Here is a 21,535-nt window from a genome sequence, read left to right on the forward strand (position 1 = left end):
GACAACCATTATTGGCTGCCGCTTTTAACCTAATTTAACCTAATTGTATTATCCTCCAGCTCTGTTCAACTCTTCTAAGTTTGTATTGCGCTGACGAGCTTTAAATTCTTCTCCTTTACTGAATCTATATCTTAATGAGAAACCAACACTTTGCTGACCAAAATATTGACTTAATTCATTTATGTTCCCATTGAAATTTGCATCCCCTCTGAATACTCTTGTTCTGAAAATATCATTAAAATTAAGTGAGGCCTCTAATTTACTATCCATAAAGCTTTTCTTCACTGCAAAATCAACACCCCATTGTGGAGCAATGCTGTAAACTCCCCAAACAATATTCGATCTATAATCTCCGTTTAATTCAATTTTAAAATCATTTGGTAACATAAAATTATTACTAGCTCTGAAAATGGCTGAAGTTGCTTTATTATTTACAGTATTATTGAAAACTTCAGTCGTGAAATCTTGATACAAAGCAGTTATGTTTCCATTAATTGACCACCATTTAGTTGGCTGGAAAGGAATAACAGCAGTTGCTGAAAAGCTTTCTTGAGTATCCAAATTACTTTGCTTAAAAACAGTAGTTCCATCTTCTGGATTTTGTAATGGAATTTCAGCGATGAAATCTGTTGTATATCCATAGTTTAAAACTAAGTTGAATTGTCTCATGAAAGTTTGGGTTAAACTTAAAGAGTGAGTCATTTGTGGTCTTAAATATGGATTACCTTGGGCCCAAGTATAAGGGTCTAAATACAAAACAAACGGATTTAAGTTCCCATAATCTGGTCTATCAATTCTTCTACTATAATTGTAATTCACCTGATAGTTTGGACTGACATTATGCTGTAAAAAGAAACTTGGAAATAAGTTAAAGTAGTTTCTCTCCGTTTCAGTATTCAAGGTTAATGATTGCCCCAAAGAAAAAGTCTGTTCTGCTCTTAAACCTGCTTTATAAGTTAGTTTGTCTGATAGTTTACCCGAAAGGCTCGTATATCCTGCTAAAATTTGCTCCGTATATATAAAATGGTTCGATCTGTTTTCATCAACTGCACCTTCTCCGTTTTCGATTATATAAAATTTAAGGTCGTTATCTGAGGTTACTTGACTCGCTTTTACCCCACTCTCAATTTTTTGTCCGAAAAATTTTCCTTCGAAATCTAATTGAGCGGAATAAATATCATATCTGTAAGGATTATTATTCTCTAATCTTTCTACTTGATAGGGAGTTTCATTTCCTTCAGTAAAATAAGAATTAGAAAAAGATGCTCCTCCTCTATTGATAAGCTTTACTACATTAAAATCGGCTGATAATTTGGTTCCATTTGTATCAAGCTTTTGCACATAATGCATATTTGCTTGAGAATTCAAAAAGCTTGTATTCATATTATTCAATGATTCTACGTATTGATCTACTCCTGATTGATTTAAATCGGATTGAATATCAAAATCTCCATCTCTTTCCTGACCATACACGTTCAACATAATCCCTATAGACTGCATATCATTTATATCATAATCAGTCCCAATTCTTAAAGCTGGAGATCTCCTCAACACTTCTTCTCTTGCATCCTGATCAAAAATTGTAGTTGATCCATTATTTTGATTGATTTCTCTATAAAAATCTGCATCTCTAACTCTTCCTCTCTGAGAAAAATCTGCATTTACAAAGGAATTCCAATCTCCTGCTTTATGATTTAATTGGATTCCTGTATTATAATTATGGATCTCATTGTATCTGTATCCAGCATTTAAATTACCATTAATACCCTTCATAGTATTCTTTTTCAATGTAATGTTTATAATTCCAGCATTTCCTTCTGCATCATATTTTGCAGATGGGTTATTGATAATTTCAATGTTTTTAATGTTATCAGCAGACATACCCTGAAGCATATTTTGTAAGTCAGCTGCTGACAAATAAGATCGTCTGCCATCAATCATGATCTGTACGCCCTGACGACCATTTAATTGAATGTTACCATCTTGATCAATAAATACTCCTGGTGATTTTTCAAGTACTTCAAATGCAGATGTACCTGCAGCCATTGCGGTTCCTTCAACAGAAACTACCATTTTATCGGCTTCAACAATTACTTGTGGACGTAAAGCCTTTACCTCAACAGCATCCATTACTTGCACATCATCCTTCAATTGGATTTTAGGTAAGCTTACTTTGCTATTTGATTCATTTACAGAATATGATTCTGATAAAAATGTAGCAAATCCTACTGCAGATACTTTTAAGTAATAATTACCATAATTTACTTTAATTAAAAATTGACCAGCCTGATCTGTTATAGTTCCAGTAACCAAACTAGAGTCTGATGAATTATAAACTGCAACATTGCTATAAGGCAATGGAGCATTTTCAGAATCAATTAGTGAACCTGAAATTTCGCCAGTTTGCGCTAGGGCAAAACTGCTAATTAAAAATGTTAGCGTTAGTAGTAATAAAATAGTTTTCATGTTCTTGAGCGTTTGCATTTTCGTATTCTTTAGTTAATAGATGCGCTTATGCCAACTCAAGGTGCATGGAATGTGCCATATTCTGTAAATGGCTAAAATGAGTGTTGAGAGGTGCTTTTATCAAAAACCAAAGATATTATTGTTCATAAACGAACACTGTGTTTCAATAAAAGCGTACAATTTATATTTGAATACAAATGGTAGGATGAAATCTAAGAGCAATAAAAAAGGGATGGTTTTAAACCATCCCTTTCGCTATTTAATTATATTCAAATCTCGGCCAATTTCCTCAATTTGATCTAAAGTATAATCTAGTTGATCCTTACTGAAACCTGCTGTAACAGTCAATCTTACTCTCGTAAGCTTTCTCGGTACTGCTGGGTAAGGTACAGGGTTTACGAAGATATTCTTCTGATGTAATCTATAGGTCATTTCTTTCACCTTATTATCATCTCCTATTATAATTGGGAAAATAGCAGTTTCAGCATTACCAATATTAAAACCTGCATTTAGTAATCGAGATTTTACATATTGAATATTTCGCCAAAGCTGATCTTGTCCAGCTTCATTTTGCTCAATTAACTTTAAGGCTTCTAATGAAGCTGCTACTGCTGGTAAATAGGGTGAAGTAGAAAACATGTAGGATCTACTATTGTATTTTAAATAATTAATTAATTTTTCAGATGCTGAAACAAATCCACCAACTGCACCTACAGATTTACTTAAAGTTCCAGTTATAATATCAACTTTACCTTCCAGGTTAAAATAATCAACAGTTCCTCTACCATTTTTACCAATCACACCAGTAGCATGGGCTTCATCTACTAATACCCAAGCACCATAAAAATGCGCTACATCTAAAATTTCGGGCAAATTACAGATGTCTCCATCCATGGAGTAAACCCCATCTACCACTACCAATTTATTGATGTATTTATTCTGAATATTCTTTAAAACAGATTCAAGGGACTTGGCATCATTATGTGCGAAAAACTTTTTATTTGCTCCTTTACTTCCATCAATTAAACTAGCGTGGGAATACATGTCATAAATCGCAACATCTTTATGCCCTAAAAGACCTGAAATTGTACCAATATTAGCTGCATATCCTGATGTATAAACTATAGAAGATTCTGTGCCCTTCATCTTAGATATTTGATCTTGCAATTCTTTAATAATACGCATAGAACCACTTAATAAAGGAGCTCCTCCAGCGCCTCCTCCATATTGGCTTATAATATCATTGACGTTTTTCCAAATCCTTTTGTCCTGTGTTAAATTTAAATAATCATTGGACGCAAAATTTAGCATTTTGCGAATTTCACCTGTTTCCGGATCAACAACACTTGAAATAATTTTAGAACCATCGATGGATTCTCTTTCGTATAAAAAGCGCTTGCTATTTTTCATATCGGAAAACCAGCTATTCATCATATCTAGCCTACTTTCCCATTCTGCATATTCCAGTTTTGGATCACCAGTGAAATTATATAATGAATATTTATTTGCATCTACTTCACCACTTGTAGACATATCAAAATACATGTGGTCAATTTGCTCATCTTCGAACAAATGATAACGCTTCCTTGTGGAATTTAAATTTTTAGACATTTTGTAAAATTTTGGTTAAAAAAAATATATAACCTAAAGAATTATTAAACACTAATTCTAAAAGCAATTTATTTGGGTATTAATACTATTTTAAGGAAGAAATGTTAAACTCATATCTTTATCTAACATCCAACCTGTGATACTATAACGTTTTTTATAAGACATTAATACTTCATGTTCTATTTCACTTCGAAATAAGATCAATCTACCAGAAATTGGCTGAACTATATGAGTATTGTTTTTTAAATAAATAGCTAATTCACCCCCATCTTTCTCTTGCCAATTTTGATTTAAATAGAGTACAAAAGAAATTACTCTGTGAGCATTTTTTTGAAAACGATCGACATGCTTTTTATAAAACGTATTCTCAGGATAAATAGCAAAATGAGTCTCAAAATCTTTTAAACCTAAATAGCAAAATTCGTTTAAACTGGATTTAATTTTTTCAATTCTATCTAAAAAATTTTGAACGGATACATGCTCGGTTGATCGATCTAACCATTTAATAAAATCTCCTCTCACAGACTTATCTAACTGAAAGAGTGATTGTTTTCCAATTCCTGCTTTCTTGAATTCTCCAGAATCATTTTCTTTTTGAATAGCTAAAATCAGTTCTTCGACTTCCTTTGGGGAAAGAAAATCATCCCATATATAATATCCATTTTGACTTAGTTCATCAATAGCATGTAATAAACTTTGCTGCTCATTTTTCATGACTACAAAAGTAATTTAAAATTACATGATATAACACCAATATTAGGATCTAAAATTTGAATCAAAAAAAGATGTTAGAACTTTTAATATATGGGAATTGTAATTACATTTAACGCAATATATAATTAAAACAAATTTTCAACCATCCCTTACATAATTTATTTTTAATTGCATTAAAGAATAAAATAAAATGAGCGCAGGAAAAGAGGGTGCTGTTTTAATTTTTGATCTAAATTTTAAATTGATTACTAAAACAGATGGAGTTATTAATTTTTTAAATCAATTTGAGTCTGCAGAAATAAACCAAAGTGAATTTTCAGGTAATGTGAAATTCGAAAGAATAATTGATATTCTATCGGAAAATAAACATTTAAAAGGCCAAGAAGAGTCGTTTCAAAAAGAGCTTGATGATATGGCAGAAGCCATTAAACTTGAAATCTGTAGAAGACTTAAAATGTTAATAGCCTTTGAAAAATTGAGCCCTGATGTATTAAATGAAGATTGGCAAAAAGTAAAGTCTTTCCATTCCATTTTAATTGATTGCAAACAACAAGGCTTATTTGACATGATTAAAACGTTATTTGATGAATATAATGTCAAAATGGGGAAACGTTTTGCATTTGAAGAAAGATACAAGCCTTTTACCCCTAATTTAAATGGAAAAAATACGCAGAATCATAATAAGACTCTATTATTCTCTGATCATGAAGAGATTTTGAAGGACTATGTAATCTGGCTAAATTCCTTAGAATTTGAAAAAGTTTTTAAAAGTAAAAGAATAAAAATTGACCCTATCCCTTGCCATGAGCTACCAGAAGATATTATTTATGAAAAAATAATACCAAAAATTATAGATGGAAACACCTTAGATTTTAATGTAAGAAAAAACAGTGTGGAAGATTTCCAGAAAATTCTCGACATCAGAAATTACAAATTAAAAGAGCTTAATCATTAAGTCTTTTATTCTCCATTAATGATATTTCGTCCTTTTTCAACTTATCAATTATTAAGCTACTAGCTCCAATTATAGGTGCAGATTGATTTTGTAATTGAGAAGACACCACTCTTACCTTCCCTTTAAAAACAGGCATTAGGTTTAATTCCAAATGTTCTTTTACAGGATTAAAAATTAAATCTCCTGCTTGAGATAGTCCTCCAAAAATGAAAATAGCTTCAGGATCAGTATGAATTACAGTGTCAGCTAATTTAGTCCCTAATATTCGCCCCGTATACTCAAAAGCTTGCTTGGCGATAATATCTCCTTTTAGAGCATATTTAGTTATCATTTCAGGGCTCAATTCATCAAAGCTTACGGATCTTAATTCACTATCATCGGTATAATCTGCTAATAATTTATAGATCGTTCTTTTGATACCAGTTGCTGACACATAAGTTTCCAAACAACCTCTTTTACCACAACCACAGAACCGCCCGTTTCCATATGTCACAGTAACGTGCCCCAACTCACCTGCTATTCCATTGGCTCCATTCACCAATTCTCCATTGCATACTATTCCTGCTCCTAAACCGGTCCCTAAGGTAATTACTATGAAATCCTTCATGTTTTTCGCACCTCCGAAAATCATCTCTCCTACTGCAGCAGCATTCGCATCATTAGTAACTACTGTGGGTACACCAAATTCATCCTCTAATGTTTTTACTAAAGGCAAAACACCTTTCCATCTTAAATTAGTAGCTTGCTCAATAGTACCTCTATGATAGTTCGCATTAGGAGCTCCTACTCCAATCCCTATAAGTTCATGTTTTTCAGAATCTAAACCTTTTCTGATTTCTTCTGATAAAGAATGTATGTAATCAGTAAATACAGGCTCTGTTTGAGTCGGAATTGAGCCTTGATATAAGACTTTTCCTTCTAAAGTTACAATCCCAAACTTTGTTCCTGTTCCTCCTATATCAATCCCAATACTAACTTTCATAATAATCTATATTTTAAATTACCATTCCTTTATAAAATAAATGCTAATATTAATTTCTATAATGTTTTTTAATTAAGTAGCTCACCAATAAATCAATTGGTTCTTCAATAAAGACGCCTTTTTGTAGTTCATTTTGCTCCACAACCTCATTTACAATTTCTTCAAAAAAGTAAGGTACTGAACCCACAAAATTTACAGCTAAGTTTTTATAATTATTATAGCTACAAACATAGGTTGTCACAAATTCATTAATACTTTGTTTAACCATATCCCTTAAAAAAGGGTGATCAATTCTTTCTTTAATAAATTGGCTAAAACTGCTTAAATAAACGTTTGCATAAGGTTTTATATATACATTTAGCAGAATCTCTTCTTTGGTTAATTGAAATTCCTTCTCTAAATCGTTAGCAATTGCTTCCGGAAGTTGTTTTTTCAAATACTTGCTTAGAAGTAATTTACCAAAATGACTTCTACTTCCTTCATCACCCAGTATGAAATCCATTCCGCTTACCTCTTGCCTAACTATATCACCATCAAAATGACATGCATTGGAACCCGTACCCATTAATGCGGTAATTGAAGGTTTTCCATCGAAGGTTGCAAATGCAGCAGCCACTATATCTTCTTTTACATATAAATGAGAATGATTAAAAACCATTGAAATACCTCTTTCAAGCATTGCTGCAAAGTGCTTACTTGAACAGCCTGCTCCAAAGTAATAAACTACCTCAATTTCTTTTTTATGATCTATGATTTCATCTCCTAATGACTTCACTATATCACTAATGGCTACATCATCCATAAAGAATGGATTCATACCTTTAGTACTCTTTTTAATTAGTGTTTTCTTATTATCAACTAATTGCCAATCGCATTTAGTGGAACCGCTAGTACCTATTAAAATCATAAATTATATTGATAAAATTTTAGCTATTCTTAAATCATCCTTATGAATATCCTTAGGCTGATTCATTATATCTTCAAATTTATTAAAAATGATATCATGATGTTTTATTCCCACCATGCTATCTGTTTTTCCTTGGTCTAATCCTTCAACAGCCGCTACTCCCATCTTACTTGCCAACACACGATCAAAGTAAGTTGGTGTACCTCCTCTTTGCAAATGTCCTAATATAGTCACTTTTGTATCAAAATAGGAGGATTTTTCCTTCACTTTTTGTGCAATCTCCATTGCCGAGCCAGATTTACCTCCTTCAGCAACTATGACTAAACTTGAAGTCTTTTTCTTTTTTTCACCCTTATTGAGCTTTTCAACCAATTCATCTATGGAAGTCTCTTCTTCAGGTATGATAATTGAAACCGCACCCCCTGCTATACCGCTACTAATGGCAATATAACCCGAATCTCTTCCCATAACCTCTATAAAGAATAATCGATTGTGAGAAAGCGCTGTATCTCTTATTTTATCAATAGCTTCCACAGCAGTATTTGTTGCGGTATCATAACCGATCGTATAATCAGTACCGGGTATATCATTATCAATAGTGCCAGGAATGCATATATAAGGCATTTGGTGCTCAAGATAAAGATGATGCAAACCGGTAAATGAACCATCTCCTCCTATTCCAATTAAAGCATCTATGTTTTGCTTCTTTAATTGGTCAAAAGCTTTTTGTCTGCCTTCTGGCGTTCTGAATTCCGCGGATCGAGCAGACTTTAACAAAGTTCCGCCTCTTTGAAGGATATTAGCAACAGATCGAACATTCATATCTTCAAAATCACCTTCAATCATTCCTTCATAACCTCGGTAAATCCCTACAATCTCTTTTCCATAATATATACCTGCTCTCACTACAGCACGGATCGCTGCATTCATGCCTGGAGCATCACCACCAGATGTAAAAACACCTATTCGATTTATCTTATTCATCTAAATTTTATTCAGCCTGTCAAAGATAGTGTAATACGTACACTTAGCCAATAGTATTTTATTATCTTTGCATGACTAATTGAATAAGAATATGTCTGAATTCCATTACAACCCACACATTTCAGTTGATTGCGTCATTTTTGGATTCGATGACGAAAAAATCAATATTCTCCTTATAAAAAGGAAACAAGAAGGTAAAAATGTATATGCTCTTCCAGGAGATTTGGTTCAAAAAGGTGAGGACCTGGATGTTGCGGCTTCCAGAGTACTTTATGAATTAACTGGGATGAAAAACTTATATCTAGAACAATTTAAAACTTTTGGTTCTCCGGATAGGACTTCTGATCCTGTTGATGTGGAATGGATTAAATCAGTAAGAGAACATCCTGAAGCTAGGGTAATTACAGTAGCTTATAATTCACTAGTGAAAACTGATGATTTTGATTATAGACCCTCATCATTTGCTGAAGAAGTATTATGGCACCCAATTGAAAAACCACAAAAACTAGGTTTTGACCATAATGAAATAGCGAATACTGGCTGGGCAATGTTAAGAGAAAAAATAAAGAGAGAGCCAATTATTGCTTTTTCATTATTACCCGAAAAATTTACACTAAGACAGCTTCAGACTCTTTATGAAGCCATTGTTGGGCAAGAGCTAGATAAAAGAAATTTCAGAAAGAGAATGTTAAGAAATAAGTTCTTAATTGCTTTAGATGAAAAGGAAACCAATGTATCTCATAAACCTGCTCAATTTTTTAAGTTTGATGAAAACACCTATCGAGAGGATTTTGCAAAAGATCAGTGGTTCTTATTTTAATTAATAACTATTTTTGATTTCAGGCGATTATCTTCATATTCTAGCCTTTAAAATTTCAATATGTGTGGAATAGCGGGTGCTTGGTCAAATCATAATGCTTTAGATGAAAGGGATTTTGCTATTGCTTTAAAATTATTAGAGCACAGAGGTCCGGATGAACAACAATTTTTATCTACATCAAATATAAATATTGGAACTCAAAGGCTTAAAATAATTGGACTTGATCATGGAAGCCAACCCAAGCATAACAATAAAGGACAATACCTGGTCTTCAACGGGGCTATTTATAATTATCCTGAAATCGGTAAATCAATAAATTTTCAATCTAATTCTGATACAGATATTTTATTCGAATTAGTTACAAAAAGAGGATTTGAAAATAGTATATCCCTATTAAATGGAATGTTTTCAATTGCCTATTATGATGAGCATCTTGATACATTTCTACTTGCTCGAGATAGGATGGGACAAAAACCCTTATATTACTATCATAATCAGAATACTTTCCTTTTTGCATCTGAAATAAAGAGCCTGAAAAAATTAATGCAGTTGAAAAACATTCCAATTCAACTAAATAAAAATGCTATTTTTCATTATTTGTGTTACTCCAATATCCCAGAGCCTGAAACCATATATGAGAATATTTATGCTCTTCCTCCTGCCAGTATTCTAAAATTTAATAAGGGTAATCTTAATATAGAATCTTTTTGGAAACACAACTATCGAAAAAATGAAAGCATAAGCTTTCAGGATGCTAAAGAATTGATAAAAGTACAGATTGAAGATGCTGTGAAAATTAGATTAAGAGCGGACGTAAAAAAAGGATTATTCTTGTCAGGGGGATGGGATAGTTCAGTAATCGCCATGGAAGCAGCAAAGTTTGATAATCAATTAGCTACTTATACAGTAAAATATCCTTTTCAAACTGATCAAAATGAAAGTGAAATCGCTAAAACAACAGCTAAAGAATTTGGATTAAACCATGAAATTATAAGCATTGACAAAACTCCAATAGCTTTATTGAATTCCGCTATAAAAACATTTGATCAACCTATGGCGGATAGCAGCGCCTTGCCTAATTTGGCAATTGCTGAAATAGCTTCCAAAAAAGTAAAAGTGATGCTGAATGGAGATGGAGGAGATGAGCTTTTTGGTGGTTATAGAAGATATTTTACAGCAAAAAACATCAAAGTTTTATCTGCTTTAAAGTATTTCAGTTTTTTGGGTTCAAGTAATAATAGGAAATCGAAATTTGGGTTTTTAAACAGAATCAACAGAATTACTCAATCGAAATTTCCTGAAAAATATTTATTGTATACCACTGATATGTTCAGAGATATAGATAAAGATCAAATCTTGAATAACGCTAAAACATTTCAATCAGCTGAGCAATTATTAAGGCCATTTTTAGATGATAAGCTATCAGAGTTGGATCAACTAATGCACTTAGATAGAAACTTCAATTTACTATCTGGTATTTTAGTTAAAATGGATAGAGCAAGTATGGCATATTCAGTGGAAGCTCGATCACCATTTTTGGATTACAGATTGTTTGAAATCATGAATGCTTTAAGTGAAAGCTATAAAATTAAAGGCTTTAGCAGAAAGCATTTATTAAAATCAATTTATAAAGACCAACTTCCTAAAGAAGTAACGAAATCAAAAAAAATCTCATTTGAGGCTCCATTAGAGGAATGGATTAAAAATGATTTTAATGAAATCATACAAGACTTAATATATGATCCAAATGCTAAAATATACCAGTTTATAAACTATAATGAGATTAGCGAATTATTTAGGGGAAATAAATATCAAGACCGAAATACTTATTATATCCTTTACAGTTTATTAATTTTGGAATTATGGCTTATTGAAAACCAATGAGCATTCAAAAATATAAAATCAATAAAATGAGCTATAAAGAAATAGATCCAAAATCAATTAAGACCCCTGAGTTACACGGCTTACTTTTAGGTTCAATAGCACCACGACCTATAGCTTTTGCAAGTACTATCGATAAAGAAGGAAATGTAAATTTAAGCCCTTTTAGCTTTTTTAACGTTTTTGGAGCAAACCCACCCATACTCATTTTTTCACCTGCCAGAAGAGGGCGAAACAATACAACTAAGCACTCTTACGAAAATGTAAAAGAAGTTGCAGAAGTAGTCATAAATATTGCCAATTACCCAATGGTTGAGCAAATGTCATTATCCTCAACTGAATATGATAAAGGGGTAAATGAATTTATCAAATCAGGTTTAACCGAAGCAAAATCTACAAAGGTTAAGCCCCCAAGAGTTGCTGAGTCGCCTGTTGCCTTTGAGTGTAAAGTAAATGAAGTAATCGAGACAGGACCAAATGGTGGAGCTGGAAATCTAGTGATTTGTGAAGTAATTCATATTCACCTTAATGAAGATATTTTAGATGAAAATGGAAAGGTTGATCCTTTTAAACTAGATCCTATTGGTAGATTAGGTGGTAATTGGTATAGTCGATCAAAAAATGCTCTTTTTGAAGTTGAAAAGCCTTTGCAAAAGCTTGGAATTGGAGTAGATGCTTTACCAGAGTTTATAAAAAATAGCAAAACACTTAGTGGAAATGATCTTGGAAAGCTTGGAAACATAGAAAAGCTTCCTACATCAGAAAATTTAAAATCTGTTGAATTTCCAGAAGGATTCGAGAAGGTAGATAATAAAACTACTACTGAAGAAATCCATAATCTTGCTCATACTTTATTAGAAAAAGGTAAAGTTATGCAAGCTTGGAAAGTATTACTTAGCCAGTAAATACTTATTTTCTAGTGATTTTTCCTTGGCCATTTTTTACATAATGAGCTAAAGGCTTAGGTGTCTTATTCTCCAAACCTGACATATCCAAACTGATTTCTATAGATTTTACATCCTTTTTTAGAAAATAATATACCTCAGTAGTACCATATTTCGTGTGTGGAAGTAAGTCAATATGCTTTCTCATTTGGGTCCATAATGTATCATTTAATGAAAAAACATAGATTCTATGCACTGGTCCAGTATTATTTTCATTCCTAACAAAAGCCATTTCTTCAAAATCCCCCTCCAATGAATTTACATTTTCTGCTGTTGAAAGAGAATAAACTATTAACAAAGCAGTAATAAGGAAAACAAACAGAATTATTTTTTTCATACTCACAAATTAACAGAAACTTTTGGAGCTAATAACAATTATTATACAATGTAACATATAATAACAAACTAAATTTAAATCTACTTAGCATTTAGTTAAATTTATTATTGAAATATTTTAACCTAAAAATTTTAACATTATGAAATTTGATACCAAAAACAACCTTGACAGAGTGATTTGTAAAACGGAATTTCAAGAACAAAACAATTGGATATTTTGTGATTGGGAAGGCTATGCAAACGTGGATGCAATAAAAAAATGGGGTCTTGACTTTGCCGATTTAATAAAGAAAACAAAATGCCCTTACTTATTAAATGATGACAGTAAATCAACTGGTCCGTGGACACAAGCAATGGATTGGATTGAATCTGTATTAATTCCTAAAGTAATGGATGCTGGTCTTAAATATTATGCTCACGTAGTTTCTGCGAATACTTTTTCTGAAATGTCAGCAAAAGAATTAAATATGAATATTGGTGGTGTATTAGAAATGGCTACGTTTAAAACTGTAGATGATGCAAAAAAATGGCTTAAAGAAAAGCAATCCGTTAATGCCTAATTATTAATTTTGGAAGGCAGGTTTCCATTAATCTGCCCTTTTTATTCCTTTAATTTTATTTCACATCTCTGGTCTTGCAATATCTCTTTTTGCTTTTCAAAGGTAAAATCGCTTTTTTCTGCCTCCATTTGTGCTTGATATCCTTTTCTTAAGCTTTTTCTTTTTACGGCTTCAGCGAACCTTCTCACATCTTCTTTAGTATTTAATCTTAACGGTGGAACCTTCATTACACCACCTTCATCATTTTTAGCAACCATAGTAAAGTAACTTGTGTTAGTATGTTTTACTATCCCAGTTTTCACATTTTCGGCTATCACTTTAATGCCAACCACCATACTCGAATTGCCAACATAATTTACTGAAGCCATCATGGATACTAAATCACCTACTTCAACCGGCTGTAAAAAATCAACATTATCAACAGATACGGTTACACAGTAAGCACCACTGTGTTTAGTAGCTGTTGCATAAGCCACTTTATCCATTAAAGACAAAAGGATTCCTCCATGGATTTTACCCCCAAAATTAGCGTATGAAGGTATCATAAGCTCCGTAATAGTAGTTCGTGAATTTTCAGATGATTTCGGTGTCATTTGTAAATGAATTAAACTTTAATTTACAGATTTTTTGATTAAATGTGTATAAACAAAAATCTATTCCAACATAATTAGTTTGAAAGCGTTAACCGGACAGTCAAAAAATTGAAACATGAACTATTATGAGTTATAAAACTATCATTCTTTTACTACTCTTTCTCATTTTTCAAATTCATTCCTACGCTCAAAAATCTTTAGATTCAGCTGAATATTATTTTAAACATAAATATGCAGAAATTAAAGATGGATATGCTACAAGCACAAACATCAATAAAGCAATTTATCATTTCAAACAAATAAAAATAGAACCTGAAAGAACCATTGGCTTATTAAAAAGCTTTGAATTCAAAGCTTCATGGACGGATTGCTCACAAAAAGAAAAAAAGCAGATATACAAAATGGCTATTGATTTAGCTGAAGAAAAGACAAAAGAATTTCCTGAAAATGGGGCAATAGTATATTGGTATGCTGCTAATTATGCAAGATGGGCCAACATGCTTGATATTGTTGAAGCAGCTCAAAATAATGTTCTAAATGAAATTAAAAACTTATGTCAAAAAGCAATTACGCTAGATGAAAATTATAATCAGGCTGGAGCTATACGTTTGTTGGGCGGCATGTATTTAGAAGTACCTAATATTCCCTTAATTCTAGAATGGCCCTCCGATAAAAAAGCCCAAAAATTACTAAAAAAAGCATACAAAATAGCACCTGAGCATCCAGCGAATCAATTTTTATATGCAAAAGCACTGCATAAAAATGATAAGAATAAAAAGGCAGAAATTCTATTTAAGGATTTAATTGAAAAGAAAAGCAGAAAGGAATATTACCTGGTAGATGAAAAGTATATAAATAAAGGAAAGGATTATTTTAACGATAATTTTAAAGTAGAATAACCCTTTATCATAAAAAAAGCCCCGCGTTGGGGCTTGCAATTATCTTACTGTATATTTTCTTAATCGAGATTTTAGTTCTTCTCTATCACTAGTAATGCTAGGATCACTGTAAATACTTTTAGATAACTCAGCTACAGCTTTCTTTTTATATCCTAATTTTTCAGCTATCTGCTGACAAAACACAATCTCACTCTTATAAACTTTACCATCTATTTTCATCAATTGAATGATGTTGTATAGATATTCAAATCTCTGATCTTCAGATAAAGTATCTAAGTTTTTAATAGGCTCAGGGTTTTTTATCATTTGATATATTTCATCCTCTGTAACCCCATTAGCCTTACCAACTTTTTCTATCAAGTTAGCTTCTTTGTCAGCCAATTCATTATCAATTGTGGCTAATTTAATTAAGATTTTTAGCTGTTCTTTTAACATGGTTTGAGTTTTAATCTTTTAATTATGTTGTTTCTAATATGTTATAAATCAAGTTTTAGCAGTTCGTTCACACTATAGCTTGATTATTCTTTTGCTCATTAAGCACAACTAAGTTAACAATACTTTTGAAAAATCACATTTTTTTAAGCTCTAATGTAATTATTCAATACTTTTTAAAGTAAAATTTTTATAAGAATTTTTCAAATGCTCAAAATCACCTTTAAATATAGATTAGATTTTTTAAATTAAAATTTATAGCAAATCAAAGCATTATGAAAAGAGAAAAAATTACTTTTAAAGGGAGTCAGAATACTGAATTATCAGCTGAAATACATTTCCCTGCAGATGATTACCCCCATAATTACATTGTATTTGCACATTGCTTTACTTGCAATAAAAACCTTAATGCTGTACGCAATATCATATTAGGTTTAACAAAAAAAGGATTTGCCGTTTTAAGTTTTGATTTTACAGGTTTAGGACAAAGTGAAGGTGATTTTGCAGACTCGAACTTTTCTTCTAACATAGAAGATATTGTTTTAGCATCTGAATATCTAGAAAAAAAATACTCCTCTCCAACAATGTTGGTTGGGCATTCCTTAGGAGGTGCAGCAGTGTTAATTGCAGCCGCTAAAATAGATAGTGTTAAGGCAATTGCCACCATAGGAGCACCAGCTCAGCCTGATCATGTTATTCATTTAATCAAAAATAAGAAAGAGGAAATAATAGAAAGTGGTGAAGCAGAAGTAAATATTGGCGGAAGATCATTTAAAATTAAAAAGCAATTTTTGGATGATCTTCAAAGTAAAGATAACCTTAGCAAAATTGAAGAATTAAGAAAATCAATTTTGATTTTACATTCTCCACAGGATGAAACCGTTGACATCTCTAACGCGGCAGCAATTTATGAAAGAGCGCATCACCCTAAAAGTTTTATTTCTTTAGATCAGGCCGATCATTTATTAAGTGAAAAAGAAGATTCTATTTACAGTGGAGAAGTAATTGCAAGTTGGGCAAAACGATATGTACAATTTAATAAGCAGTCCAAAATTTCCACTGATTCTCAAACTGTAGCTTTTATAGGAGGAAAAGATCAAATCTATACTACTCAGATAATTGCAGAAGGTCATCATTTAGTTGCTGATGAACCTGAAAAAGTGGGAGGAAACAATTTTGGTACATCTCCTTATGGCTTATTAACTTCAGCGCTTGCAGCTTGTACTGCTATAACATTAAGAATGTATGCCAATAGAAAAAATTGGGAGGTGGATGAAATCCTAGTCCATGTCGATCATAATCAAAGATATGATAAGGACAGTAAGGATTGCGAGTCTTCTGATAGTAAAATTACTTTTTTTGATAGAACTATAGAAATAAATGGAAATTTGGATGATGAGCAGAAAAAACGATTGATTGAAATAGCCAATAAATGCCCAGTTCATAAAACGCTGGAAAGCAAAATTAAAGTTGAAACAAAGGAAAAGGATAATAATTAAAATTTGATTTAGAGGATTATCAAAAGAAATATCAAAATTTCTATCTTCATGCAAATTTTAAATCATCATGATATTAAATACCATAGATTGGGTTATCCTATTTGGTTTTCTAGCCATTTCACTACTAATCGGCTTCTGGACTTCCAGAAAAAATAAAAATGCATCTGAATTTTTTGCTGCAGGTGGAAAAATGCCCTGGTGGCTTTTAGGAGTATCTATGGTAGCCACTACTTTTTCTACTGATACCCCAAATCTTGTAACCGATATCGTAAGACAAAATGGAGTTTCAGGCAACTGGGCTTGGTGGGCATTCCTTTTAACGGGCATGCTAACCGTATTCGTTTATGCGGGATTATGGAAAAAATCAGGAGTATTAACTGACGTAGAATTTTATGAATTAAGATATTCAGGAAAAGCAGCAAAATTCCTAAGAGGTTTTAGAGCCATCTATTTAGGATTACTTTTCAATGTCATGATAATGGCTTCAGTAAGTTTAGCTGCCATTAAAATAGGCGGTGTTCTATTAGGTTTAAGCCCTGTTGAAACTGTGCTTATTGCAGGGATAATCACTGTAATATATAGTAGCTTAGGGGGATTACGAGGAGTTGTACTTACCGATTTTCTACAATTCTTTTTATCACTAGGAGGAGCCATAATAGCAGCAGTAGTTGCTTTAAATCATCCGAAAGTAAATGGTTTAGAAAATTTATTAACTCATGAAAATGTAGTGGATAAATTATCCTTCTTTCCTTCTTTTTCAAATCCTGAAATGTGGGTAATGCTATTGATCATACCACTCTTAGTTCAGTGGTGGAGCACTTGGTATCCGGGTGCTGAACCTGGTGGTGGGGGATACATTGCCCAAAGAATGTTTGCAGCCAAAAATGCTGATCATTCTATAAAAGCTGTTTTATTTTTCAATTTTGCCCATTATGCTATAAGACCTTGGCCGTGGATTATAGTGGCATTATGTTCTATTATTGTTTTCCCAGAGCTGGATAGCTTTTCAAAAGCATTCCCTGCGGTTAATTCAGGGGTGGCCACTCACGATATGGGCTATCCCGCTATGTTGACCTTTATTCCTGCGGGATTATTAGGATTAGTAGTCACTTCTTTGGTTGCCGCCTATATGAGTACCATTTCAACACATCTAAATTGGGGTTCTTCTTATTTAGTTAATGATGTCTATAAGAGGTTTATTAATCCTGATGCTTCAGAAAAAAAACAAGTGTCTTTAGGTAGAATATTAACCCTAGTGCTGATGATATTTAGCATGTTAATTGCCTTAGTGTTAGAAAACGCACTTCAAACTTTTGAAATTCTTTTACAAATTGGCGCGGGAACTGGGCTTATTTATATTTTAAGATGGTTTTGGTGGAGAGTTAATGCAATCAGTGAGATCGTTGCAATGATTGTAAGCTTTCTTGTTGCAGTCTACTTTAGCTTTATTCACACTGAATTAGGTTTTTCTGAACTATTGTCTTGGCAAAAACTGATTATAGGTGTGGGCATTACTTCAATCAGTTGGATCTTAACCACCTATTTCAGCCCAAAAACTACGGATGAACAATTAGCTAACTTTTTAAATAAAGTAAACCCAGGTGGACCAGGTTGGAAAAAAATCATTGATCGCCTGAATAGTAAAGGCTTATTGAAAAATAATGAAAACAAAAAATGGAAAGTACCAACGGGTATTGTTTGTATGATTGCCGGAAGTATTGGAATTTATAGCTTATTATTCAGCACTGGTTTATTTATATATGGCGAAATATTGAATGCAATAGCTCTACTTTTAGTTAGTATAGTTTGTACAGTTGTAATATTTAAATTTTACCCTAAAATTATCGCTGCGGATTAATTGGCTGTTTACCAATTAAAATTTGAAAAAACATTTTAAAATCCGAAGCTAGACTCCATAATGGATAAGTGAAAGTAGCAGGTTTATTCTTTTCAAAAAAGAAATGACCTACCCACGCAAAGCCATATCCTACAACTGGAATTAAAGCTAAGCCCCAATACGTTTGTGTGATTAATGCCCATCCTAAAACTATAAATAATAAAGCAGTACCTGTGAAATGAAGTGTTCTGCAAGTCGCATCTTGATGCTCTGTTAAGTAATACGGATAAAACTCTTTAAAACTTTTATATTCTCTTTCTGCCATTTACAATTTCAATAATTCCTACCTAATATAAATAAAAATTTTTTGAATTAGTAATTTTCAATGATAGCATAACGGAATTTTTACAAGTCTTGCTCAATTATTAAATATGATGCCATCAGTGCATAAAGATGTGTCGAATCAGCATTAACCTACTTGAACTATAAGCGATTACTAAATTTATTCTTATTAATAAATTTATCGCTAGGAACTTTGACTTTCTGGTATAAGAAATAAGAACCCACCACTATGGTTAAAAAAATAACCCAAAAATCAGTTGCATCAATATTAAGTAACCCGTAGCTGTATGAAAGATAAAACAATGTAGCCAATAAAGTAACTAGAATTCCTAGACCAGATTTTCGATATTGATATTGTTTTTTTTCGATTTTAATATGAACTTGATTAAGTAAAACAATATCATCTATCTCTTTTACAATTTCCTTAATAAGCTCATCATTTAAATCCCTTGCTTCTAATTCAGGCCTTACTCGATCGATGCTAAATTCATCAAATAATATACTGAATACATATTCGTCAATAATATCTTCTTTTTCTATTTGGTCCATAGTATCTTATAAGGTATTTGGAAGATTTTTTTTTAAAAGTATTTAATTTGAATGCTAAATACAATTCAATATCTACAACCTTTTGAAAAAGAGTTCTTTATAAAAATTGCTACAAAGGATTTACTATTAAACCAAAAAAAATAACCACACTTTCGTATGGCTATCTAGTTAATTTCAAAAGTAAATAAAAGTTATGCTACTTTCTCTCTACTTCCTTTCAACCAATCTGGCTTAGTTATTTTTACTTCTGCATCCAATTGATTCAGCATATTGTAAAGCCCAAAATAGGTTCTATTAACATAAAGACCATGTCTTGAACCTCGAGCGCCATTACTATTTCTTACTTCTTTCATATTGGAAACTCTCTCTCCCATTGCGTATATCTCCTCAAAGAAAGCATTATTTCCAAAGTTAAAAGTTTCATATTGGAAAGGCTTGCTTAACATCCCTATCATCTCTAAGAATACAGAACTGAATATTTCCCTTTCAGCAGGGGTATCTTTTTCATGGAAGAAATCTAATGCCTTAAACCTCTTATCAATTTCATCTTTATCCTCCATAAATCCTGGCTTCAACAAACTGAAGTAATTTTCATAAAAGTCATCAGGGATCTCCTTAATGCAGCCAAAATCAATAATTCCCATTGTTCCATCATCCTTAAACATAAAATTACCTGGATGAGGATCAGCATGAACTTGCTTCAATTCATGGAATTGGAAATTATAGAAATCCCATAAAGCCTGCCCAATTTTATTTTTTACTTCTTGAGAAGGATTAGTTTCTAAAAATTCTTTTAAATGAACGCCTTCTAACCAATCCATAGTAATTACTCTATCACCAGAATATTCCTCATAATATTTCGGAAAGAATAAACCATCAATTTTACCAGCCAAAGCTTCCGTAATTTCTTTAGATCGTTGTAGCTCTAAAGCGTAATCAGCCTCTTCCATCAATTTACCTTCTACCTCACTCATATAATGATCTAATTCTGCATTACTCATATTGAATAATCGAGTAGCAAAAGGTCTCACCAATCGTAAATCAGAACTAATACTATCTGCCACTCCAGGATATTGGATTTTCACCGCATAGATTTTATCACCTATTTGTGCTTTATGCACTTGCCCCATAGAAGCTGCGTTCACCGCACTTTTAGTGAAACTATCGAATAATGCGTCAGGTCCCTTTCCCAAAGTTTTTTGAAAAGTTTTTACTACCAACGGATACGATAATGGCGGAGCACTGTATTGTGACATAGTAAATTTCTCTTGATAAGCAGGCGGAAGTAAATTTCTATCCATACTTAACATCTGCGCAACCTTCAGTGCACTTCCTTTCAATTCGCTTAATGATTCATAAATATCTTCAGCATTATCCAAATCAAGTTGTGATCTGTCTAAATTTTTGTTAAATGCTTTTTTAGAGTAATGCTTTATATAATTACCGCCTACCTTAGCACCAGTTCTTACAAATTTGCTGGCTCTCTGAATTTTGGAAACGGGTATGCGTGATTGTTCTTTTCTATCAGCCATAATTAACGGTTTTGAAATAAAAATTTGGCAAAATCAAACATGGAATCTAATGGACTTTTACCCATTAAATCATAGGCTACATTAACTGCTTTTTCAATTGCAGCATCTGTTTTTTCAAAATCCTTACTTTCATCGTTTGCCCAAAACTGTAATATGAAAAGCGTTTGAATCCATAAGCCTTCAGAATATCGATCTCCTATAATAGGGCGATCCATAATTTCCTCGGTTTCCTTTCCCTGAAGCAAGATTTCATCAACAAATTTCAAGAAATGCTTTTTAAAGACTTCTAAGAAGGACGGTTTAAGATCACCCTTTTTCATATTCTGAAGGTCCATCATTGCATAGGATCTATTCACTTTCAAAATTTCGATCAATGTGAAATACAATGCTAACAATTTCTCTCTGGAAGTATATTCTACAAATGCCTCTTCAGCATGGAGTGTATCAACAGTTTCTTTAAAGAAATCCGCCCAAATATGCTTCTGAAGTGCCTGGAAAGAATTGAAGTGATTATAGAAATCAACTTCTTTTAATTTCAAATCTTTTGAAAATTTGTAAATAGATGCGGGCTGTTTACCGTTTTCTAAAACATAATCAATGTATGCTTCTTTTATTTTTAAATCAACCGCTTTTGCTGTTTCCTTTTTTGCCATAATACTATTTGAATTATGACTTTGTAACAGCCTGATTAT

The 21,535-nt window shown here is 32.3% G+C and carries 21 protein-coding genes; 8 read left to right on the forward strand and 13 right to left on the reverse strand.

Annotated elements, in window-relative coordinates; all coding sequences use genetic code 11:
• Positions 1-48: 48 nt before the first annotated feature.
• From QYS48_RS03570 to QYS48_RS03580, 3 genes are all read right to left on the reverse strand, one after another.
• Positions 49-2,466 carry an outer membrane beta-barrel family protein gene (locus QYS48_RS03570; protein WP_308357545.1) on the reverse strand — a complete coding sequence of 806 codons (2,418 nt, stop codon included), beginning with the start codon at positions 2,464-2,466 and terminating at the stop codon, positions 49-51.
• 255 nt (positions 2,467-2,721) lie between these two features.
• Positions 2,722-4,077 carry an aminotransferase class I/II-fold pyridoxal phosphate-dependent enzyme gene (locus QYS48_RS03575; RefSeq protein WP_308357546.1) on the reverse strand — a complete coding sequence of 452 codons (1,356 nt, stop codon included), beginning with the start codon at positions 4,075-4,077 and terminating at the stop codon, positions 2,722-2,724.
• A 90-nt stretch (positions 4,078-4,167) separates the two neighbouring features.
• Positions 4,168-4,791, reverse strand: coding sequence for a 2OG-Fe(II) oxygenase (locus tag QYS48_RS03580; protein WP_308357547.1), 624 nt, complete (start codon positions 4,789-4,791; stop codon positions 4,168-4,170).
• 190 nt (positions 4,792-4,981) lie between these two features.
• On the opposite strand from QYS48_RS03580, the gene QYS48_RS03585 reads away from it, so the two are divergent.
• Positions 4,982-5,746 (forward strand): hypothetical protein, encoded by a 765-nt coding sequence (locus QYS48_RS03585; RefSeq protein ID WP_308357548.1) that lies wholly within the window; start codon positions 4,982-4,984, stop codon positions 5,744-5,746.
• Here QYS48_RS03585 and QYS48_RS03590 read toward each other — a convergent pair.
• From QYS48_RS03590 to pfkA, 3 genes are read right to left on the reverse strand one after another with little or no spacing between them, the layout of a single operon-like run.
• Positions 5,736-6,728 carry an ROK family protein gene (locus tag QYS48_RS03590; RefSeq protein WP_302127599.1) on the reverse strand — a complete coding sequence of 331 codons (993 nt, stop codon included), beginning with the start codon at positions 6,726-6,728 and terminating at the stop codon, positions 5,736-5,738. The two genes, QYS48_RS03585 and QYS48_RS03590, sit on opposite strands and share 11 nt — an antisense overlap.
• 49 nt (positions 6,729-6,777) lie before the next feature.
• Positions 6,778-7,635: a hypothetical protein gene (locus QYS48_RS03595; RefSeq protein ID WP_308357549.1), complete on the reverse strand. Its 858-nt coding sequence runs from the start codon at positions 7,633-7,635 to the stop codon at positions 6,778-6,780.
• Between the two features lie 3 nt (positions 7,636-7,638).
• Complete coding sequence (pfkA, locus tag QYS48_RS03600; RefSeq protein WP_308357550.1) at positions 7,639-8,619, reverse strand: 6-phosphofructokinase; 981 nt, start codon at positions 8,617-8,619, stop codon at positions 7,639-7,641.
• Between the two features lie 91 nt (positions 8,620-8,710).
• Here pfkA and QYS48_RS03605 point away from each other — a divergent pair, with 91 nt between their 5' ends.
• The 3 genes from QYS48_RS03605 to QYS48_RS03615 are packed head-to-tail and all read left to right on the forward strand — an operon-like array spanning position 8,711 to position 12,225.
• Positions 8,711-9,439, forward strand: coding sequence for an NUDIX domain-containing protein (locus QYS48_RS03605; RefSeq protein WP_308357551.1), 729 nt, complete (start codon positions 8,711-8,713; stop codon positions 9,437-9,439).
• Positions 9,440-9,499: 60 nt separating this feature from the next.
• Positions 9,500-11,323, forward strand: coding sequence for an asparagine synthase (glutamine-hydrolyzing) (gene asnB, locus QYS48_RS03610; RefSeq protein ID WP_308357552.1), 1,824 nt, complete (start codon positions 9,500-9,502; stop codon positions 11,321-11,323).
• 26 nt (positions 11,324-11,349) lie between these two features.
• Positions 11,350-12,225, forward strand: a complete 876-nt coding sequence (locus QYS48_RS03615; protein ID WP_308358422.1) for a flavin reductase family protein — start codon at positions 11,350-11,352, stop codon at positions 12,223-12,225.
• A 4-nt stretch (positions 12,226-12,229) separates the two neighbouring features.
• Here the strand turns inward: QYS48_RS03615 and QYS48_RS03620 are convergent, their stop codons facing one another.
• Positions 12,230-12,601 carry a hypothetical protein gene (locus tag QYS48_RS03620; RefSeq protein ID WP_302103635.1) on the reverse strand — a complete coding sequence of 124 codons (372 nt, stop codon included), beginning with the start codon at positions 12,599-12,601 and terminating at the stop codon, positions 12,230-12,232.
• 139 nt (positions 12,602-12,740) lie between these two features.
• Here QYS48_RS03620 and QYS48_RS03625 point away from each other — a divergent pair, with 139 nt between their 5' ends.
• Positions 12,741-13,160, forward strand: coding sequence for a hypothetical protein (locus QYS48_RS03625; RefSeq protein ID WP_302103634.1), 420 nt, complete (start codon positions 12,741-12,743; stop codon positions 13,158-13,160).
• A gap of 41 nt (positions 13,161-13,201) precedes the next feature.
• On the opposite strand, the gene QYS48_RS03630 is transcribed toward QYS48_RS03625, so the two are convergent.
• Complete coding sequence (locus QYS48_RS03630; protein WP_308357553.1) at positions 13,202-13,753, reverse strand: acyl-CoA thioesterase; 552 nt, start codon at positions 13,751-13,753, stop codon at positions 13,202-13,204.
• A gap of 125 nt (positions 13,754-13,878) precedes the next feature.
• Between QYS48_RS03630 and QYS48_RS03635 the strand changes: the two genes are divergently transcribed.
• The gene (locus tag QYS48_RS03635) at positions 13,879-14,652 is read left to right on the forward strand and encodes a tetratricopeptide repeat protein (protein ID WP_308357554.1); all 774 of its coding nucleotides are present in this window, start codon (positions 13,879-13,881) and stop codon (positions 14,650-14,652) included.
• Between the two features lie 39 nt (positions 14,653-14,691).
• Here QYS48_RS03635 and QYS48_RS03640 read toward each other — a convergent pair whose 3' ends face one another.
• Positions 14,692-15,087, reverse strand: a complete 396-nt coding sequence (locus QYS48_RS03640) for a TerB family tellurite resistance protein (RefSeq protein WP_302103632.1) — start codon at positions 15,085-15,087, stop codon at positions 14,692-14,694.
• Positions 15,088-15,359: 272 nt separating this feature from the next.
• Here QYS48_RS03640 and QYS48_RS03645 point away from each other — a divergent pair, with 272 nt between their 5' ends.
• Both QYS48_RS03645 and QYS48_RS03650 read left to right on the forward strand, forming a co-directional pair.
• Positions 15,360-16,583, forward strand: a complete 1,224-nt coding sequence (locus QYS48_RS03645) for a bifunctional alpha/beta hydrolase/OsmC family protein (RefSeq protein WP_308357555.1) — start codon at positions 15,360-15,362, stop codon at positions 16,581-16,583.
• Between the two features lie 67 nt (positions 16,584-16,650).
• Complete coding sequence (locus QYS48_RS03650; protein ID WP_308357556.1) at positions 16,651-18,441, forward strand: sodium:solute symporter family protein; 1,791 nt, start codon at positions 16,651-16,653, stop codon at positions 18,439-18,441.
• Here the strand turns inward: QYS48_RS03650 and QYS48_RS03655 are convergent.
• From QYS48_RS03655 to QYS48_RS03670, 4 genes are all read right to left on the reverse strand, one after another.
• Complete coding sequence (locus QYS48_RS03655; RefSeq protein ID WP_308357557.1) at positions 18,425-18,745, reverse strand: DUF962 domain-containing protein; 321 nt, start codon at positions 18,743-18,745, stop codon at positions 18,425-18,427. The genes QYS48_RS03650 and QYS48_RS03655 overlap by 17 nt on opposite strands.
• A 158-nt stretch (positions 18,746-18,903) precedes the next feature.
• A complete protein-coding gene (locus tag QYS48_RS03660; RefSeq protein WP_302103627.1) occupies positions 18,904-19,311 on the reverse strand; it encodes a hypothetical protein in 408 nt (135 codons plus the stop codon).
• A gap of 191 nt (positions 19,312-19,502) precedes the next feature.
• Positions 19,503-20,843 carry an AarF/ABC1/UbiB kinase family protein gene (locus tag QYS48_RS03665; RefSeq protein WP_308357558.1) on the reverse strand — a complete coding sequence of 447 codons (1,341 nt, stop codon included), beginning with the start codon at positions 20,841-20,843 and terminating at the stop codon, positions 19,503-19,505.
• 2 nt (positions 20,844-20,845) lie between these two features.
• Positions 20,846-21,496, reverse strand: a complete 651-nt coding sequence (locus tag QYS48_RS03670) for a TetR family transcriptional regulator C-terminal domain-containing protein (protein ID WP_308357559.1) — start codon at positions 21,494-21,496, stop codon at positions 20,846-20,848.
• Positions 21,497-21,535: the final 39 nt, after the last annotated feature.

The sequence above is a fragment of the Marivirga arenosa genome, assembly GCF_030503895.2.
Classification (GTDB): domain Bacteria; phylum Bacteroidota; class Bacteroidia; order Cytophagales; family Cyclobacteriaceae; genus Marivirga; species Marivirga arenosa.

Excerpts from the sequence above, each read along its gene's own strand:
- QYS48_RS03570 (WP_308357545.1), bottom strand. The coding sequence starts at position 2,466 with ATGAAAACTATTTTATTACTACTAACGCTAACATTTTTAATTAGCAGT.
- QYS48_RS03575 (WP_308357546.1), bottom strand. The coding sequence starts at position 4,077 with ATGTCTAAAAATTTAAATTCCACAAGGAAGCGTTATCATTTGTTCGAA.
- QYS48_RS03580 (WP_308357547.1), bottom strand. The coding sequence starts at position 4,791 with ATGAAAAATGAGCAGCAAAGTTTATTACATGCTATTGATGAACTAAGT.
- QYS48_RS03585 (WP_308357548.1), top strand. The coding sequence starts at position 4,982 with ATGAGCGCAGGAAAAGAGGGTGCTGTTTTAATTTTTGATCTAAATTTT.
- QYS48_RS03590 (WP_302127599.1), bottom strand. The coding sequence starts at position 6,728 with ATGAAAGTTAGTATTGGGATTGATATAGGAGGAACAGGAACAAAGTTT.
- QYS48_RS03595 (WP_308357549.1), bottom strand. The coding sequence starts at position 7,635 with ATGATTTTAATAGGTACTAGCGGTTCCACTAAATGCGATTGGCAATTA.
- pfkA (WP_308357550.1), bottom strand. The coding sequence starts at position 8,619 with ATGAATAAGATAAATCGAATAGGTGTTTTTACATCTGGTGGTGATGCT.
- QYS48_RS03605 (WP_308357551.1), top strand. The coding sequence starts at position 8,711 with ATGTCTGAATTCCATTACAACCCACACATTTCAGTTGATTGCGTCATT.
- asnB (WP_308357552.1), top strand. The coding sequence starts at position 9,500 with ATGTGTGGAATAGCGGGTGCTTGGTCAAATCATAATGCTTTAGATGAA.
- QYS48_RS03615 (WP_308358422.1), top strand. The coding sequence starts at position 11,350 with ATGAGCTATAAAGAAATAGATCCAAAATCAATTAAGACCCCTGAGTTA.
- QYS48_RS03620 (WP_302103635.1), bottom strand. The coding sequence starts at position 12,601 with ATGAAAAAAATAATTCTGTTTGTTTTCCTTATTACTGCTTTGTTAATA.
- QYS48_RS03625 (WP_302103634.1), top strand. The coding sequence starts at position 12,741 with ATGAAATTTGATACCAAAAACAACCTTGACAGAGTGATTTGTAAAACG.
- QYS48_RS03630 (WP_308357553.1), bottom strand. The coding sequence starts at position 13,753 with ATGACACCGAAATCATCTGAAAATTCACGAACTACTATTACGGAGCTT.
- QYS48_RS03635 (WP_308357554.1), top strand. The coding sequence starts at position 13,879 with ATGAGTTATAAAACTATCATTCTTTTACTACTCTTTCTCATTTTTCAA.
- QYS48_RS03640 (WP_302103632.1), bottom strand. The coding sequence starts at position 15,087 with ATGTTAAAAGAACAGCTAAAAATCTTAATTAAATTAGCCACAATTGAT.
- QYS48_RS03645 (WP_308357555.1), top strand. The coding sequence starts at position 15,360 with ATGAAAAGAGAAAAAATTACTTTTAAAGGGAGTCAGAATACTGAATTA.
- QYS48_RS03650 (WP_308357556.1), top strand. The coding sequence starts at position 16,651 with ATGATATTAAATACCATAGATTGGGTTATCCTATTTGGTTTTCTAGCC.
- QYS48_RS03655 (WP_308357557.1), bottom strand. The coding sequence starts at position 18,745 with ATGGCAGAAAGAGAATATAAAAGTTTTAAAGAGTTTTATCCGTATTAC.
- QYS48_RS03660 (WP_302103627.1), bottom strand. The coding sequence starts at position 19,311 with ATGGACCAAATAGAAAAAGAAGATATTATTGACGAATATGTATTCAGT.
- QYS48_RS03665 (WP_308357558.1), bottom strand. The coding sequence starts at position 20,843 with ATGGCTGATAGAAAAGAACAATCACGCATACCCGTTTCCAAAATTCAG.
- QYS48_RS03670 (WP_308357559.1), bottom strand. The coding sequence starts at position 21,496 with ATGGCAAAAAAGGAAACAGCAAAAGCGGTTGATTTAAAAATAAAAGAA.